Raw genomic sequence first — 14,466 nt, 5'->3', positions numbered from 1 at the left:
CCAGGCAACTCAAGAATGAATGGGCGGTATAACCTTTGACAGTGCTTGCTTTTCCAGCGCAAACCGACCGGTAACCGCAAACCCCAGAACATCACCCTCGGGGCTTTTGAACAGGGCTTTTACATCAGTGCCGTCCTGTTCAGTGTCCCAACTACCCTCAGCACCTGAAGGTGGCGGGCATACTGCAGTCGGACAGCAGGGGGTCTTGATCATTACCGGCATGGTGCCGTAGGTTACTTCCGTGGGCTCACCGGTCAGGGTTTTTGCCAGGGCACGGGCACAGGCCATTAAAGGCAGAACATAAAGCAGCACATGGCCATCCACCTCAGCACAATCACCCAATGCATAGACATCGGGAGCCGAGGTTTCCAGCAGCCTGTTTACTTTAACCCCGCGGTCTGTATCGATTCCTGCAGCGCGAGCAAGCTGCGTGCGAGGCCGTAAACCGACGGCGGAAATCACAACATCCGCCTGCAACTTCTCACCGTTGGCGAGGAACAGGGTAACACCCGTTCCGGCTGGCTCAACCCGCTCAACAACCGTCTCCAGATGAAAGCGCACCCCCAATGCCTCCAACGCCTTCTGCACTGCGTTAGCGGCGGCCTGGGGCAACAGACTGGGCATGACAGCATCAGAAGGCGCAATGACCTCCACCTCATAACCGCCATTGCGCAGATCGTTCGCAAACTCACAACCAATAAGCCCGGCCCCCATAATAGCCACTCGCCCTCCAGGCTTCAGCGCCTTGCGGAACACCCGGTAATCTTCCAGATCATTGATCGGAAATACCCGCTCCTGCCCATCACCCGGGATAGTCAGGCGGATGACATCCGCCCCCCATGCCAAAACCAGCTTGCTGTAAGCCAAGCTATCGTCGCCCAGCAGCAATCGGTGGCCGTTGGTGTCTATGCCAGTGACTGTCGTATAAGTACGCAACTCAAGCTGAAGCTGAACTGCCATGGCTTCAGTTCCAGCCTGGGCCAAGCTTCCTGCGTCCTTACCTTTGGAAAACCCGGTCGAGAGCATGGGCTTGGAGTAGCTGACGCCGTCATCAGCGGTCACCATAACTATCCGGACGTCCTTATCCTGTTTGCGGATTTCACGGGCCAGGGTATAACCCGCCAAACCGGTTCCGACAATAACGATGGGCGCTTGCTCGTTCATAACCATGCTCCGTTCAGGTTCAACCGATCTCGATCATTTCAAAATCTTCCTTGCCCACACCACAGTCCGGGCAAACCCAATCCTCGGGCACGTCGTCCCATGTAGTCCCTGGCTCAATACCGTCCTCCGGCCAGCCTTCTGCCTCATCATAAACCAGGCCACACACCACGCACTGCCACTTCTTCATAAACGATTTCTCCACCACATATTTTTACGCACCCCACTAATTGTCGAACAATAATTCAACAAGCCAACATTGGCACAAGCACATCTCAAAATCTGCCAAGCGGTTCATTCTTATCGATTGCAGCGACATAATACTCGCCATGCCCGGGTTCACCAATGCCAGCAAGAACACATCTGCACTGTATGTTCTGCCAATTGTCGGCATAGTACCCCCTCCCCTCTGCTGCCGCTCTCCGGTATAATCGCCCGTTTTACGACAGGACCGACCGTTATGACCGATGCCGTCGCCGAAATGAATCAGGTTATGGCCGAAGCTGATTGCCTGGTTAATGAGCAGCAAGTACAGACTGCCATCCGCACTCTGGCCGACGACATTTCCGGCCGCCTCAAAGATAGCAACCCCCTGCTATTTTGTGTGATGAATGGTGGACTGATCTTCACCGGCCAGCTATTGCCCCGCCTCCACTTCCCGGTGCAGGCCGAATACCTGCATGCAACGCGTTACAGGCAGGAGACCACTGGCGGCATTCTGGAGTGGACTCTTCAGCCCAAAGCGGACATGAAAGGCCGCACTGTGCTGGTGGTTGATGACATTCTTGATGAAGGCACCACCCTGTGCGCCATCGCTGACTATTGCCTGAGCCAGGGAGCGAAGGAAGTCTTGACCGCCGTACTGGTCGACAAACAACATGACCGCAAGGCGCGCCCGGATCTGAAAGCCGACTTTACTGGCCTGTACGTTGAGGACCGCTTTCTGTTTGGCTACGGCATGGATTACAAAGGGTACTGGCGCAACGCTCCTGGAATATACGCCGTTAAGGGTCTTTGATATCGATTCCCTGGCAAACAATCCGAAGACTGTTACACCGCCAACCAAGTGGTACCGCTCCTTTGCCGCTGCCGGGCTACGCAATCCGGAGGTGCATGGCCCGGCGCGTTACTGGCTGAGGGTTGAAGGTTCGTTCACCCGGGCATTGCAAAAACAGTGTGTAGACTCGTTTCACGTAGAAGTGCAGCGCGAAGGCTTTGCCACACCTACCCTGGAAGAAACCCGGCGCCTCGGCATGCCTTTTCGCCAACAAGCCTGGATTCGTGAAGTCCGCCTGTGTGGCGACGGCAAGCCCTGGGTTCTGGCGCGCACCGTGATTCCCCTCGCCTGCCTCAAGGGCGAAGGCAGGCGGCTTCTTAACCTTGGCAACAAACCGTTGGGCGCCTTCCTGTTCAGCAGCCGCGATTGGGCGCGAGGCCCCCTTGAAACCGGATTGTGTATCCACGAAAGCCGTAATTCATCATCAGCCGGGCAGCCCGAGCTTGCTCGTCGCTCACTGTTTAGCAACAAAGAGAGCGCATTGCTGGTAGGCGAGTATTTGCTACCGGTGCTTTACCGCAAGAGCTGACGGGTTACCGGGAAGACTCCGGCTTTCACCCCTGCCGGCCCACTGGCTATAATCCCTGCACATTTATTTTTCACACACTCTGTTCCACGCCCCAAAACGGATAGACCCATGCTGCCTCAAGCCGTGCCAGAACACATACGGAGCCGACTAAGCGATTACGCAAAATTGCTGCGCATCGACCGCCCTATTGGCACATTACTCTTGCTATGGCCCACTTATTGGGCGCTTTGGCTTGCCGGAGACGGCAGCCCAAGCATCAGCAACATCATCATTTTCACCTTGGGCGTGTTCTTCATGCGCGCCGCCGGTTGCGCCATCAACGACTTTGCCGACCGGGACTGGGACAAACACGTAAAACGCACTAAAGACCGCCCGCTGACCACCGGCCGGGTAGAAGCCTGGGAAGCCGTAGCACTGTTCGCCGGGCTTTGTATTATTTCTTTCTTGATGGTGGTGTTTTTCACCAACACATTTACCCTTTATCTTTCCTTCGGCGGCGCAATACTGGCGTTTATTTACCCCTTCTCGAAGCGTTTCACCCATTTACCCCAACTGTTCCTCGGTGCTGCATTTTCCTGGGCCATCCCCATGGCATGGGCTGCCGAAGCTGGCGAACTCAGCCAGGTTACCTGGCTGCTGTTCACTGCCAACGTACTCTGGACCGTGGCTTACGACACCCTCTACGCCATGGTAGACCGCGACGATGACGTGAAGGTGGGCATCAAATCCACAGCCATCCTGTTCGGCGATGCCGACCGGGCCATTATCGGGGTGCTCCAGGCCATGGTGGTGCTTATCCTGGTGATCGTAGGCACTCGCTATGAGCTGGGAAGCTTCTATTACCTGGGGCTCGTTGCCATGGCCTGCCTGTTTATCTACCAGCAATACCTGGCCAAAGATCGCGAGCGCGACGGTTGTTTCAAGGCCTTCCTGAACAACAACTGGGCGGGGTTTGCGGTGTTTACCGGGTTGGTTATCGACCTGATTGTCGCCTGAGCACTAACATTGCCGTCAGCGCCAGCGTGGGAAGAGGCTTCACAAACACGCCGTAAACCCATCCCTGGGGGCTCGGCATTGCCATCCCTGGCAATGCACGGTTTGTGAAGCCTCTTCCCACCCTGACGCAAGTTTGGCATTACTGTTTGCATGGGTGAGAGCATTGAATACAAAAGCTGTCACACAGTTGTAACACTCAGGCGCTGTAATAGTTCAGTAACACATCATGGTCTGAAACAGGTTAGAGAATATGTCTGGAAAAACCGTCCTGATTGTCGATGACGAACCCGCCATCCGCGAGATGATCGTTGTTGCACTGGAGATGGCTGATTACGAATGCATTGAAGCTGCCGACGCCTTGGAAGCTCACGCCCTGATTGTTGACCGGCAGCCAGACATAGTGCTGCTGGACTGGATGCTCCCGGGCACCAGCGGCATAGAACTGGCCAGGCGGCTAAAGAAAGAAGATACAACCGCAGACATACCCATCATCATGTTGACCGCCAAGGTTGAGGAAGACAACAAAATCCGCGGCTTGGAAATCGGGGCCGATGATTATATCACCAAGCCCTTCAGCCCCAGAGAACTGGTCGCACGTCTGAAAGCGGTGCTGCGCAGGGCGACTCCACCCGGTATCGACAACCCCATCGAGGTGGATGGTTTAATACTCGATCCTTCAAGCCATCGCGTCACCGCAAACGACGCCTCTCTGAATGTTGGCCCTACGGAGTACCGCCTGCTGCAGTTCTTCATGACACACCAGGAGCGGGTTTATACTCGCTCGCAATTGCTGGATCAGGTATGGGGCGGCAATGTGTACGTTGAAGAGCGAACGGTCGATGTACACATCCGACGCTTGCGAAAAGCCCTTGGGGAACGCCACGACTACTTGATCCAGACGGTGAGAGGCGCAGGCTACCGGTTTTCCACCCAGCCCGCCTGACCCAAAGCCACACTCGAATCGAACTACAAGGCACCACTTCATGGAGCAAACCTGGTCGCGATACCTGGGCTATACTCTCGCCGCTCTGGCCGGGACGACGCTTATCGGCCTGTACTTCGGGTATCCTCTTTATGGATTGTTTGCCGGCCTGGTGCTCTATCTGCTCTGGTCGCTCCACCAAATCCGTCGACTGGCGCAATGGCTGTCAGACCCGGATACAGCGGGGGAAGCCCCCCAAAGTATTGGTATCTGGGGGGATCTGTTTGAAAGGCTGCACAAGCTCAATAAAAACTATCTGCGCACGCAGGATGAGCTGAGAACTCGCATAGACCGCATACAAGAATCCACGAACGCTATGCGGGACGGCGTCATAATGACAAACGCACGAGGCGCACTGGAGTGGTGGAACGGCTCTGCTGAGCACCTGCTGGGGTTTCGCCGTTCTACGGATCAGGGGCAGTATATTTACAATCTCATCCGCACACCGGCCTTCAAAGCCTACTTTGACAGCATGGACTACCGGGAACCTCTGGAGCTGCATTCACCGGCAAAACCCCATATTCATCTGCAAATACAAATAAGCCTGTTTGGAAACAACGACCGCCTTATTGTGGCCAAGGATGTCACCCGCCTGCATCAACTGGAGCAAATGCGCCGGGATTTTGTCAGCAATGTGTCCCATGAAATGAGAACGCCACTTACGGTGATCAGTGGCTATCTGGAAACCCTTGTGGACAACGCCGATGACCTGCCACCCAAGTGGCGCCGTGCCATCAACACAATGGCGACCCAGTCGTTTCGAATGGAGACACTGATTTCTGATCTTATTCTTCTGTCCCGAATCGAGACCGGTGACCAAACGGAGAATAACGAACCAACCGACATAGGCCGACTCATCACCCAGATCTGTCAGGACGCACAAACTCTCAGCGGCGAGAACCAGCACGACATCCGCCTTGAAGCTATCAGTCCTCAGCAGCTGACAGGCGATGAAAACCAACTTCGCAGCGCCTTTTCCAACCTGATTTTCAACGCGGTCAAGTACACCCCGGCCAAGGGCAGAATTAGGGTGTCCTGGTTCACCGACCATAAAGGCGGGCATCTTTCGGTAAAGGATACGGGAGCCGGAATTGACGAGGTTCATATCCCCCGACTAACAGAGCGATTTTATCGGGCAGATCCCAGCCGGCATAAAGATACCGGCGGAACCGGGCTGGGCCTGGCTATCGTCAAACATGTATTAATCAACCACGATGGCAGCCTGGAGATCAAAAGCCGCTTTGGTGAGGGCAGTGAGTTTATCTGCCATTTCCCCGCAGAACGCCTGGCTTCCCAGACTACTGACTAAAGCCCTGATGCTGGCGAGGGTATCCGCTAACGCTTACCTGCTCTGAAACGGGCGATGAACCGGGAGAGTTCCTCCATTTTCTTCGGGTCCTCATCCACAAACCGAATGGACACACTCACGAAATCCGTATCCTGGCGCTTGTCCACGGCCTGCAGTTGATGCACGTAGCCGTTCAGCCGCGCCATCTGGCCTTCGCCGGTTTCTATATCAACCACCGCCTGCTCGAGAATACCCGGAAAGGCTTGATCCCGCTTGGCGATCACCCGCACTTCCGTCAGATTGATGTCTTTAACCACAGATTTCAGGGTGCTGTCTGCAAACCGAATTGAGGCCAGGCTCAGGGGGCTTTTGGCAGCTGGTGTTTTAGGTGCTTCCGCAGAGGGAGGGGCAAACACCCCGGCTGCCGGTGCAGGCTGGGCCGCCGGTGCAGGCACAGGGCCCCTCTTTTGCGTCAGCAGGGCTGCCGACTCCTTGAACGCATCTGCCGGTCCGGCCATGGATTTGCGACTGCGCCCCATAGCCGCAGTCAAGGTGCTGCCCATTACCTTGATGATCTTGTTACTCAAGCCTTCCGGACTGAAAGGCTTGCCAAGATATTCCGACACACCTTCCTTAACAGCCTCAATCACATGGTCTTTGTCGCCCCGACTGGTAATCATGACGAACGGGACTTTTTCGTACTGAGGCTGCTGGCGCATCCACTGCAGCAACTCAAGGCCAGACATTTCTGGCATTTCCCAGTCACAAAGAATCAGATCGTACATGCCCCGAGACATCAGGGACTGGGCCCTGCGGCCATTCTGGGCATCGGTGGTTTCTATCACCGGAAAGCGCTGGCGTATTGTGCGCTTAACCAGATCCCTTACAAAACTGGCGTCGTCTACCACCAGCGCTTTCAGCGTTGCCATGTCTTTAGCTCGTAGAGGTTTATGCTTTCCACTATAGATCAAAGGCCCGCCGGGAAAACCCGCATGCTACAAAAAACCACAAACTTCGAAGCTGAAAGCAGCCAAGAACTGCATGCCACGGACCTTTGACAGCAACAGGTTAAAGAACTGTCACTCCCATGTGACTCGTAAAGTGTTTCACCAGCCGAAAAACAGGCTAACATGGCCTTTTAACGCCCACACCTTACTCTATTACCGAGGTTTTCCGTGCTGACCAAGCTTGCAAGGATTCTACCCAACCGGCGCATGGCGTGCCGTGTTTCCGTCTCCGCCCTTCTCGCTATCTCCACCCTGCCTGCTACCGCAAAAGCGGCAGACAGTGAAGTTGTACCGGAGGCACCTGCAGGCTTTGAAGAGTGCAAACTGCAACTTCAGGAAAAAGCCATTGCCGCCGGGGTGAGCGCCAAAACAGCTCAAGACGTTATGACGGGAGTCAAGCACCAGGAGCGGGTTATCGAGCTGGACCGCAGGCAGCCCGAATTCACCACCACCTTTGCAGACTACATGAACCGCCGGGTTAACGATTCCAGAGTGAGCAACGGCCGGAAGCTGATCAAAGAGCACAGCGAGCTGCTGGCACGGGTGACCGCAGAGACCGGCGTACCCGCGCCCTATCTCGTCGCCTTCTGGGGCCTGGAAACCAACTTTGGTAGCTACTTCGGCAAGATGTCTGTGCCGGACTCCCTGACAACCTTGGCTTGCGATGCCCGCCGCAGCACTTTCTTTACAGAACAACTGATTGCCGCATTACGCATTATTGATGAGGGCGCCATTCCCGTCGAACAAATGGAAGGCTCCTGGGCCGGCGCCATGGGCCACGTACAATTCATGCCCACCGTATTCCTGAAACATGCGGTAGACGCCGATGGCGACGGCCGCCGCGACCTGTGGAACAGCCTGCCAGATGCCATGATGTCTGCCGGCAAGTTCCTTCAGTCCATGAACTGGGACGGAGACTACCGCTGGGGCCGTGAAGTACTGCTGCCCGAAAACTTTGACTACTCATTGGCTGATGGACGCCGCCTTGAGCTCAGCAAGTGGCGCGAGCTGGGGATTACCGATGCGTTCGGCAAACCGCTTGCCCAAGAAGATATCTCGGCGGCACTGATCGTTCCGGCCGGCCACCGCGGGCCCGCATTCCTTGCTTATCACAACTTCAAAGTGATCATGGGTTGGAATCGTTCCGAGTTTTACGCCATTGCCGTGGGCCACCTGGCAGACCGCATTGCGGGCGCCGGACTGCTGCAGAATCCGCCGCCGGAAGATACACCGGCGCTGGCCAGAGATACTGTCCTTGCACTTCAGGCAGCTCTCAACGAGCGAGGCTACGACGCCGGCAAACCGGACGGCATTACCGGGCCAGCAACCCGCTCTGCGATCCGTAAGTATCAACATGCTGAAGGACTGATCGCTGATGGCTTTCCGGGGCAGGAATTGCTTGATCAGCTTGGGGTGAGCAACTAATACGGTCTGTCAGCTTTCCTTACAGATCAAAAAATGCACAGCTGTAACCTTATGTTTTGAAAGAGATTTATTAGTTGGCACGATAATGGCATGCTCGTAGCTACTAACGACACAAAATGAATTGTGTGATTTCTTTATTAAAGCTAGGAGTTATGCCATGAAGATGTTGGCGAAAGGATCTATTGGTGCGCTGCTGTTGTCAGCCGCTATGTCCGTAGCAGCGTTTCCGGTTGCCGTTGAATCCATTGACGGAAAGTTCATGAACACCAAAGACGAAAGCGGAAATAATGTTGGGGGTGAAAACTCAAGCTATATTTACTGGGGCGACACTGGTTTTTTCGGCAACAAATCCCAAAGTAGCTACGAATTTATAAGCAACCCATCCTTGCCGCTGGAGAGAACTGATGATTCAGAGTTCAGCCTAGGCAAGTTGAGGCACACCAACAATCAAGTTGACGGCGACACACTGGTATCCACTGACCTTCTCGTTACCCTTGGTTTTTCAGGGTTTGGCGGTACCGGCATATCAGATGGTGTATTTACGTTTTCACATATTGAGACTCCAGATAACGCCACATACGAGTCCTGCTTTCTTTTTTGGTGCTGGGACGAGCACGACGGCCCGGTTGACGATATAATTTCACAAACCGATGCCACCGTAACGAGCGACAGCTTTAGGCTTGGTGGGTTTGAGTATTCTCTGGAATTGCTTGGTCTGAGCGCTGTTGGCAGCACTCCCGAAGATACATATCGTGACTACAGTCTGACTGCCAAATTAACTGCAACAGCTGTACCCGAGCCTGGCACCCTGGCCCTGCTCGGCCTGGGCCTCGCCGGCCTCGGCATGGCACGTCGCCGCAAAGCTGCTTAATTGGCTGACGCATTAACAGGAACGTCATAATCCTGTAGTGCACAGAATCCAAAAGAGTACAAAACTGACACCCCGCGCCTGCATCAGGCCCGGGGTGTCAGCTTTTTTAACACCTCAATTCTCAACATATTCGTCTTCCCGTGATCTGAACTCCCATTCCGAGCATAATACCCACCATCACTTTCTACTTTTACGGAATTCATGGACTCAATCACTCAGGCGGCCCTTGGCGCCTCAATCGCAGGCCTCGTGGCAGGCAAAACCCTCGGGCGACCCGTTCTGCTCACCGGCGCTCTACTGGCCACGCTTCCCGATCTTGATGTGCTGATTGATTACGGAACGGCGGTGGCCAACTTCACCCAGCACCGGGCCTTCAGCCATTCGCTGTTCGTGCTTGCGCCTTTATCGGTATTGCTTGCAACCATACTCTGGCGCTGGAAACCAGAACCGGGGTTTCCACGCTGGCTGTTACTGACGGCTCTGGTGTTGATGACGCACCCGCTTCTGGACACCTTTACCACTTACGGCACACAACTTTTCTGGCCCATTGGCCGGCCGCTGGCCATAAGTAGCATCTTCATCATCGATCCCTTGTACACACTCCCGCTACTGGCAGGCTGCATCGCCTTTTTAATACGCCCTCCGGCGTTACGCGCCATAGCGGCCGGTCTCGCTCTGTCTACTGTGTATCTCGGCTGGTCATTTGTGGCTCAACAAGTCATCACTGAACGCGTCCAGCCCACTCTGGCTGAGGCAGGCTTTGCTGATGCTGAACTGCTAGTGCAGCCCATGCCTTTCAATACAGTGTTATGGCGTGCAACTGCCATCACCGATCAGCAGCGCGTCGAAATCGTGACCGGTTTTCTGGATGGTGATGCGCCTCTAACCCTTGAGTATTTCCCCCGCCAGCCAGAACTGGCAGATGCGGTTTCACAGCTCCCCGAAACCCGTCGTCTGGAATGGTTTACCAAAGGTTTTCTCGACTACCAGGCACACAACGGCGACATCACCGCAACGGATGTTCGGCTGGGCATTCCCGGCGCTCACCCATTTACCTTCGTACTGGCCAGTGAACAGGGTGGCGCACTCACACCGGGCAACGGAAAACGCGCGCCACGCCCCGCTATGAATACTGGCGCATTACCATTACTTTGGGCCCGCACCACGGGCGCTATTCCGGTACTGTGTCTTGCCAACCTTGCAACGCCAGCCACCGGACAGGAGTGTTAAAAAACCATGCGGCTTGATCAGTTTATTTCCACAAGCTCCCCACTTTCACGCAAAGAGGCCAGGCGCGCCATACATGCCGGGAGAGCCATGGTGAACGGTGAAGTATGGAAAGACACGGGCAAGCACGTCCCTGCCGGTGCCAGTGTCCAGCTAGACGGCACGCTGCTAACGGTTCAGGGCGAGCGCTACCTCATGCTGAACAAGCCTGCAGGCGTTGTGAGCGCGACCCGTGACAGCGAACACCGGACTGCGCTGGATCTTCTCCCAGCGGAGCTAACCAAGGATTTGCACATTGCGGGGCGACTGGATGCCGACACCACCGGCTTGCTGCTACTGACAACTGATGGAAAATGGTCTCACCGAGTCACCTCTCCCAGAGTAGACTGCCCGAAAACCTACCGGGTAGGCCTCAACACCCCCATAACAGATTCAGCCATCAAGGAACTGGAAACCGGCATTCTGCTTCACAACGACCCAAAACCCACAAAGCCCGCGCAGGTAAAGGTTGTGGAGCCACAATTGATTGAACTGACTATTTCAGAAGGGCGCTATCACCAGGTCAAGCGCATGCTGGCAGCGGTAGGGAATCATGTGGAAGCCCTGCACAGGCAGAGTATTGGCGCAATTTCTCTCGACCCGAAGTTGGAGGCAGGGGCATATCGGGAGCTGACAGAGCAGGAAATCGCTTCGATTAACTGAGTTCAGGCACGTTCGAAACGCTGGGCTTTCAGGTTCTTACGCACCGCTCCAGCCTCAAACACTTCTCCATTCATGGCGATATAAACGCCAGGTGGCAAAAGCTGCACTGCTGCCCAGGCAAAGCCGATGTTGAACACCGCATCACTGCGGCGCATCCGCGCGGGTTGCATGGCTCCCGTTAGAACGATGGTCTTGTCACTAAGCGAAGACAGCACCTGGGCCGTATCCGCCATGGTGTCCGTACCATGAGTAATCAGTATCCGGTTGTTGTCGCAGCTTTTGACAGCAGAAAAAACCAGTTCACGATCCGCATCGGTCATTTCCAGGCTGTCTTTGCGCAGCAATCCCTGCAGGCTGTAGCCTTTGTGGATGTTGGATTCCGCCAACAGCTCCGGCACCAGAGACTCGCCGATTTCAAACTCGCTGTTGGCGTCGAAATACACCTTGTCGATGGTGCCGCCTGTGGTGAAGATCTGAATCATGTCATTCCTGCCCTGTTTATTGTGGCTCTCGAATTACCACAGGTGCTATTTCAGAGCGGTTGTGGTGTTCTGTTTAACAGAGTTATAGGCCGCGTTCTTTTCCAACGCATACTGCCGTGCGGCTTTAGCCACCTGCCCACTGGCACCGGTATCCAACCAACGTTTGATACGCCCGGCATCCCCCATGGGCGATCGGGTGCCCAAAGAGTCCAGCAGAACCGTAACCACCTGCTTGCCGTTCATTTCGGAAATCATCACCAGGCAACGCCCAGCCTCCGAAAGGTAACCGGTTTTACTTAACCCAACACCCCAGCTGTCACGGTGCACCAGAGCATTGGTGTTGCCAAACGACAAGCTGTAACGAGGCTTGCGGAAGTTGCCTCGGAAATACCCGGTAGTAGAGTACTCCCGAATCTCGGGGTACTTTGCCGCGGCATTAACAAGCTTCACCAAATCCCCTGCGGTTGAAAGGTTCTCCGAGGAAAGCCCAGTAGGGTCTACAAAGCGGGAACCATGCATGCCAAGCTCTTTGGCCTTGGCGTTCATGGCCTCGATAAAGGCATTAAAACCACCGGGATGGCTACGCGCCAGGGTATAGGCCGCAAAGTTCTCCGACGACATCAGCGCTATTCGCAACACATCGGCACGGCGCAACTTGGAGCCAACCCGAATGCGAGTGTAGGCATTGGCCGCCGCCGGGGTATGGCGCTCCTGGAAAACCAGCCATTCTTTCAAAGGAGCGCCGGTTTCCAGAACCACCAAAGCCGTCATTACCTTGGTTATAGACGCTATAGGCACAGAGCGATCGGCGTTTTTACCAAAAACCAGCTCGTTACTGCCCTCCATAGCCACCGCTGCGTTAACGGAAGCGAGGTTAGGACCCTGCGTGGCAGAGTCTTCGGCAGTGGCGCTTGTTTGCTGAGCATTTGCCATTAGTGGCAGGCAGAAGATCAGCCACAACACCATCTTTGCCATATTCGTTCTGTGCATTTACCAGGCTCTATCGTTATGAGTTCAAGGCAGGTCGGTAACCGCGCCAGTGGATGCGGAACTTACTGTGCGGGCGTATTTGGCAAGCACACCACGGGTAAATCGCGGCTGGGGAGCAACCCAGGCTTTGCGCCTGCGCTCAAGCTCTTCGTCAGATATATCCAACACCATGGTGTTCGCAACCGCGTCGATTGTAATTGTATCGCCATCCTCAACCAACGCAATGGGGCCGCCCTCAGCTGCTTCCGGGCTGATATGCCCTACTACAAAGCCGTGACTACCTCCGGAAAAGCGACCGTCGGTGATCAGCGCCACGTCATTGCCTAGCCCTTTCCCCATGATTGCTGAGGTAGGAGTGAGCATTTCACGCATACCCGGGCCACCTTTCGGGCCTTCATAACGGATCACCAGCACATCACCCGCCACCACGGTTCCATCAATAATCCGCTCCTGGGCTTCTTCTTCAGAATGAAACACTCGGGCACGGCCAGAGAAGTGTGTTCCTTCCTTACCAGTAATTTTGGCTACAGCCCCTTCCGGTGCCAGGTTGCCATGGAGAATGCGCAAATGACTGTCGGCTTTCACAGGATTATCGAAGGCGCGAATAATATCCTGATCTTCAGGGTAAGGCTCTACTTTAGCCAGGTTTTCCGCCAGTGTTTGCCCCGTAACCGTCAGGCAGTCACCGTGCAGCAAGTCTCGCTCCAGCAGCATCTTCATCAACGGCTGAATACCGCCTATCGCCACCAACTCAGACATCATGTAATGCCCGCTCGGGCGCAGATCTGCAAGTACAGGAACGCGCTTACCGATGTTCACGAAGTCCTCCAGGCTCAGCTCAACTCCAACGGTACTGGCCATGGCGATAAGGTGCAGAACAGCATTGGTTGAACCACCCAGTGTGATAACAACGGTAATCGCGTTCTCGAACGCTTTGCGGGTCATTATGTCTGAGGGCTTTATGTCTTTATCCAGCAGGTTCAGTACGGCCTTGCCGGCAGCTTCGCAATCCTCCAGCTTGTTATTGGAAACAGCGTTCTGAGCCGAACTGCCCGGAAGACTCATGCCCATCGCCTCAATGGCAGAGGCCATGGTGTTGGCAGTATACATACCACCGCAAGACCCCGGGCCGGGAATCGCAGTTTCTTCAATCTGTTTCACTTCAATAAGGTCGAGGTCGCCTCTGGCATGGGCACCGACTGCCTCGAAAACGGAAACTATGTCGGTGTGGTTTTCGCCGGGCAGGATGGTGCCGCCGTACACAAACACGGATGGCCGGTTGAGCCGAGCCAATCCCATCAGGCAACCCGGCATGTTCTTGTCACAACCGCCGATAGCGACCAGCCCATCAAAGCCTTCGCAGCCTGCAACGGTTTCGATGGAGTCGGCGATCACCTCACGGGAAACCAGGGAGTACTTCATACCCAAGGTGCCATTGGCTATGCCATCAGACACTGTAATGGTATTGAAGATCAATGACTTGCCGCCAGCAGCATCAGCACCCGCCGAGGAGGCTTCTGCCAACTCGTGAATGTGCATGTTGCAAGGCGTCAGATTGCTCCAGGTGGAAGCAATACCAATCTGGGGTTTGCGGAAATCCTCATCAGTAAAACCCACCGCCCGCAACATCGCACGGCTGGCAGACTTACCCACACCGTCCACCACAGGTGCGGAATAACGGCGGCGCTTGTCATCACTCATCAGTTTCTCCTTAAAAAACAGTAACAACACTGTCTCAACCATAAGCCT

General features: G+C 55.0%; 15 protein-coding genes. 9 read left to right on the top strand and 6 right to left on the bottom strand.

The features are described 5' to 3' along the window. Positions 1–9: 9 nt before the first annotated feature. The gene (locus CDH47_RS01055) at positions 10–1,164 is read right to left on the bottom strand and encodes an NAD(P)/FAD-dependent oxidoreductase (RefSeq protein ID WP_100637977.1); all 1,155 of its coding nucleotides are present in this window, start codon (positions 1,162–1,164) and stop codon (positions 10–12) included. Between the two features lie 19 nt (positions 1,165–1,183). Next, a complete protein-coding gene (locus tag CDH47_RS01050; protein WP_100637976.1) occupies positions 1,184–1,351 on the bottom strand; it encodes a rubredoxin in 168 nt (55 codons plus the stop codon). A 270-nt stretch (positions 1,352–1,621) separates the two neighbouring features. On the opposite strand from CDH47_RS01050, the gene CDH47_RS01045 reads away from it, so the two are divergent. From CDH47_RS01045 to phoR, 5 genes are all read left to right on the top strand, one after another. After that, a complete protein-coding gene (locus CDH47_RS01045; RefSeq protein ID WP_100637975.1) occupies positions 1,622–2,179 on the top strand; it encodes a hypoxanthine-guanine phosphoribosyltransferase in 558 nt (185 codons plus the stop codon). A 1-nt stretch (position 2,180) separates the two neighbouring features. Beyond that, the gene (locus CDH47_RS01040) at positions 2,181–2,747 is read left to right on the top strand and encodes a chorismate--pyruvate lyase family protein (RefSeq protein ID WP_100638717.1); all 567 of its coding nucleotides are present in this window, start codon (positions 2,181–2,183) and stop codon (positions 2,745–2,747) included. A gap of 108 nt (positions 2,748–2,855) precedes the next feature. Next, positions 2,856–3,743: a 4-hydroxybenzoate octaprenyltransferase gene (ubiA, locus tag CDH47_RS01035; RefSeq protein ID WP_100637974.1), complete on the top strand. Its 888-nt coding sequence runs from the start codon at positions 2,856–2,858 to the stop codon at positions 3,741–3,743. 250 nt (positions 3,744–3,993) lie between these two features. Further along, a complete protein-coding gene (gene phoB / locus CDH47_RS01030) occupies positions 3,994–4,686 on the top strand; it encodes a phosphate regulon transcriptional regulator PhoB (protein ID WP_100637973.1) in 693 nt (230 codons plus the stop codon). A 40-nt stretch (positions 4,687–4,726) separates the two neighbouring features. Further along, complete coding sequence (phoR, locus tag CDH47_RS01025; protein WP_100637972.1) at positions 4,727–6,034, top strand: phosphate regulon sensor histidine kinase PhoR; 1,308 nt, start codon at positions 4,727–4,729, stop codon at positions 6,032–6,034. A 26-nt stretch (positions 6,035–6,060) separates the two neighbouring features. Here phoR and CDH47_RS01020 read toward each other — a convergent pair whose 3' ends face one another. Beyond that, positions 6,061–6,942 carry a response regulator gene (locus tag CDH47_RS01020; RefSeq protein ID WP_100637971.1) on the bottom strand — a complete coding sequence of 294 codons (882 nt, stop codon included), beginning with the start codon at positions 6,940–6,942 and terminating at the stop codon, positions 6,061–6,063. Between the two features lie 246 nt (positions 6,943–7,188). Between CDH47_RS01020 and CDH47_RS01015 the strand changes: the two genes are divergently transcribed. From CDH47_RS01015 to CDH47_RS01000, 4 genes are all read left to right on the top strand, one after another. Next, positions 7,189–8,445, top strand: coding sequence for a lytic murein transglycosylase (locus CDH47_RS01015; RefSeq protein ID WP_420843653.1), 1,257 nt, complete (start codon positions 7,189–7,191; stop codon positions 8,443–8,445). 157 nt (positions 8,446–8,602) lie between these two features. Next, complete coding sequence (locus tag CDH47_RS17555) at positions 8,603–9,316, top strand: THxN family PEP-CTERM protein (RefSeq protein WP_193601542.1); 714 nt, start codon at positions 8,603–8,605, stop codon at positions 9,314–9,316. Between the two features lie 201 nt (positions 9,317–9,517). After that, the gene (locus CDH47_RS01005; RefSeq protein WP_100637969.1) at positions 9,518–10,546 is read left to right on the top strand and encodes a metal-dependent hydrolase; all 1,029 of its coding nucleotides are present in this window, start codon (positions 9,518–9,520) and stop codon (positions 10,544–10,546) included. A gap of 6 nt (positions 10,547–10,552) precedes the next feature. Beyond that, the gene (locus CDH47_RS01000) at positions 10,553–11,245 is read left to right on the top strand and encodes a pseudouridine synthase (RefSeq protein WP_100637968.1); all 693 of its coding nucleotides are present in this window, start codon (positions 10,553–10,555) and stop codon (positions 11,243–11,245) included. A gap of 2 nt (positions 11,246–11,247) precedes the next feature. On the opposite strand, the gene CDH47_RS00995 is transcribed toward CDH47_RS01000, so the two are convergent. Genes CDH47_RS00995 through ilvD form a run of 3 tightly spaced genes read right to left on the bottom strand, consistent with a single transcriptional unit; the run spans position 11,248 to position 14,418 of the window. Next, positions 11,248–11,727, bottom strand: a complete 480-nt coding sequence (locus tag CDH47_RS00995; RefSeq protein ID WP_100637967.1) for an asparaginase domain-containing protein — start codon at positions 11,725–11,727, stop codon at positions 11,248–11,250. A 45-nt stretch (positions 11,728–11,772) separates the two neighbouring features. Then, complete coding sequence (gene pbpG, locus CDH47_RS00990) at positions 11,773–12,717, bottom strand: D-alanyl-D-alanine endopeptidase (RefSeq protein ID WP_239985540.1); 945 nt, start codon at positions 12,715–12,717, stop codon at positions 11,773–11,775. 24 nt (positions 12,718–12,741) lie between these two features. Next, complete coding sequence (ilvD, locus tag CDH47_RS00985) at positions 12,742–14,418, bottom strand: dihydroxy-acid dehydratase (protein WP_100638715.1); 1,677 nt, start codon at positions 14,416–14,418, stop codon at positions 12,742–12,744. Positions 14,419–14,466: the final 48 nt, after the last annotated feature.

The organism is Marinobacter salexigens, from assembly GCF_002806945.1.
GTDB classification, from domain to species: domain Bacteria; phylum Pseudomonadota; class Gammaproteobacteria; order Pseudomonadales; family Oleiphilaceae; genus Marinobacter; species Marinobacter salexigens.
The sequence above is the reverse complement of the archived record's forward strand: the minus strand, read 5'-3'. Positions and strand labels throughout refer to the sequence as shown.

Bases quoted from the DNA above. Each gene is read 5' to 3' on its own strand.
- CDH47_RS01055 (WP_100637977.1), bottom strand. From the start codon at position 1,164: ATGAACGAGCAAGCGCCCATCGTTATTGTCGGAACCGGTTTGGCGGGT.
- CDH47_RS01050 (WP_100637976.1), bottom strand. From the start codon at position 1,351: ATGAAGAAGTGGCAGTGCGTGGTGTGTGGCCTGGTTTATGATGAGGCA.
- CDH47_RS01045 (WP_100637975.1), top strand. From the start codon at position 1,622: ATGACCGATGCCGTCGCCGAAATGAATCAGGTTATGGCCGAAGCTGAT.
- ubiA (WP_100637974.1), top strand. From the start codon at position 2,856: ATGCTGCCTCAAGCCGTGCCAGAACACATACGGAGCCGACTAAGCGAT.
- phoB (WP_100637973.1), top strand. From the start codon at position 3,994: ATGTCTGGAAAAACCGTCCTGATTGTCGATGACGAACCCGCCATCCGC.
- phoR (WP_100637972.1), top strand. From the start codon at position 4,727: ATGGAGCAAACCTGGTCGCGATACCTGGGCTATACTCTCGCCGCTCTG.
- CDH47_RS01020 (WP_100637971.1), bottom strand. From the start codon at position 6,942: ATGGCAACGCTGAAAGCGCTGGTGGTAGACGACGCCAGTTTTGTAAGG.
- CDH47_RS17555 (WP_193601542.1), top strand. From the start codon at position 8,603: ATGAAGATGTTGGCGAAAGGATCTATTGGTGCGCTGCTGTTGTCAGCC.
- CDH47_RS01005 (WP_100637969.1), top strand. From the start codon at position 9,518: ATGGACTCAATCACTCAGGCGGCCCTTGGCGCCTCAATCGCAGGCCTC.
- CDH47_RS01000 (WP_100637968.1), top strand. From the start codon at position 10,553: ATGCGGCTTGATCAGTTTATTTCCACAAGCTCCCCACTTTCACGCAAA.
- CDH47_RS00995 (WP_100637967.1), bottom strand. From the start codon at position 11,727: ATGATTCAGATCTTCACCACAGGCGGCACCATCGACAAGGTGTATTTC.
- pbpG (WP_239985540.1), bottom strand. From the start codon at position 12,717: ATGCACAGAACGAATATGGCAAAGATGGTGTTGTGGCTGATCTTCTGC.
- ilvD (WP_100638715.1), bottom strand. From the start codon at position 14,418: ATGAGTGATGACAAGCGCCGCCGTTATTCCGCACCTGTGGTGGACGGT.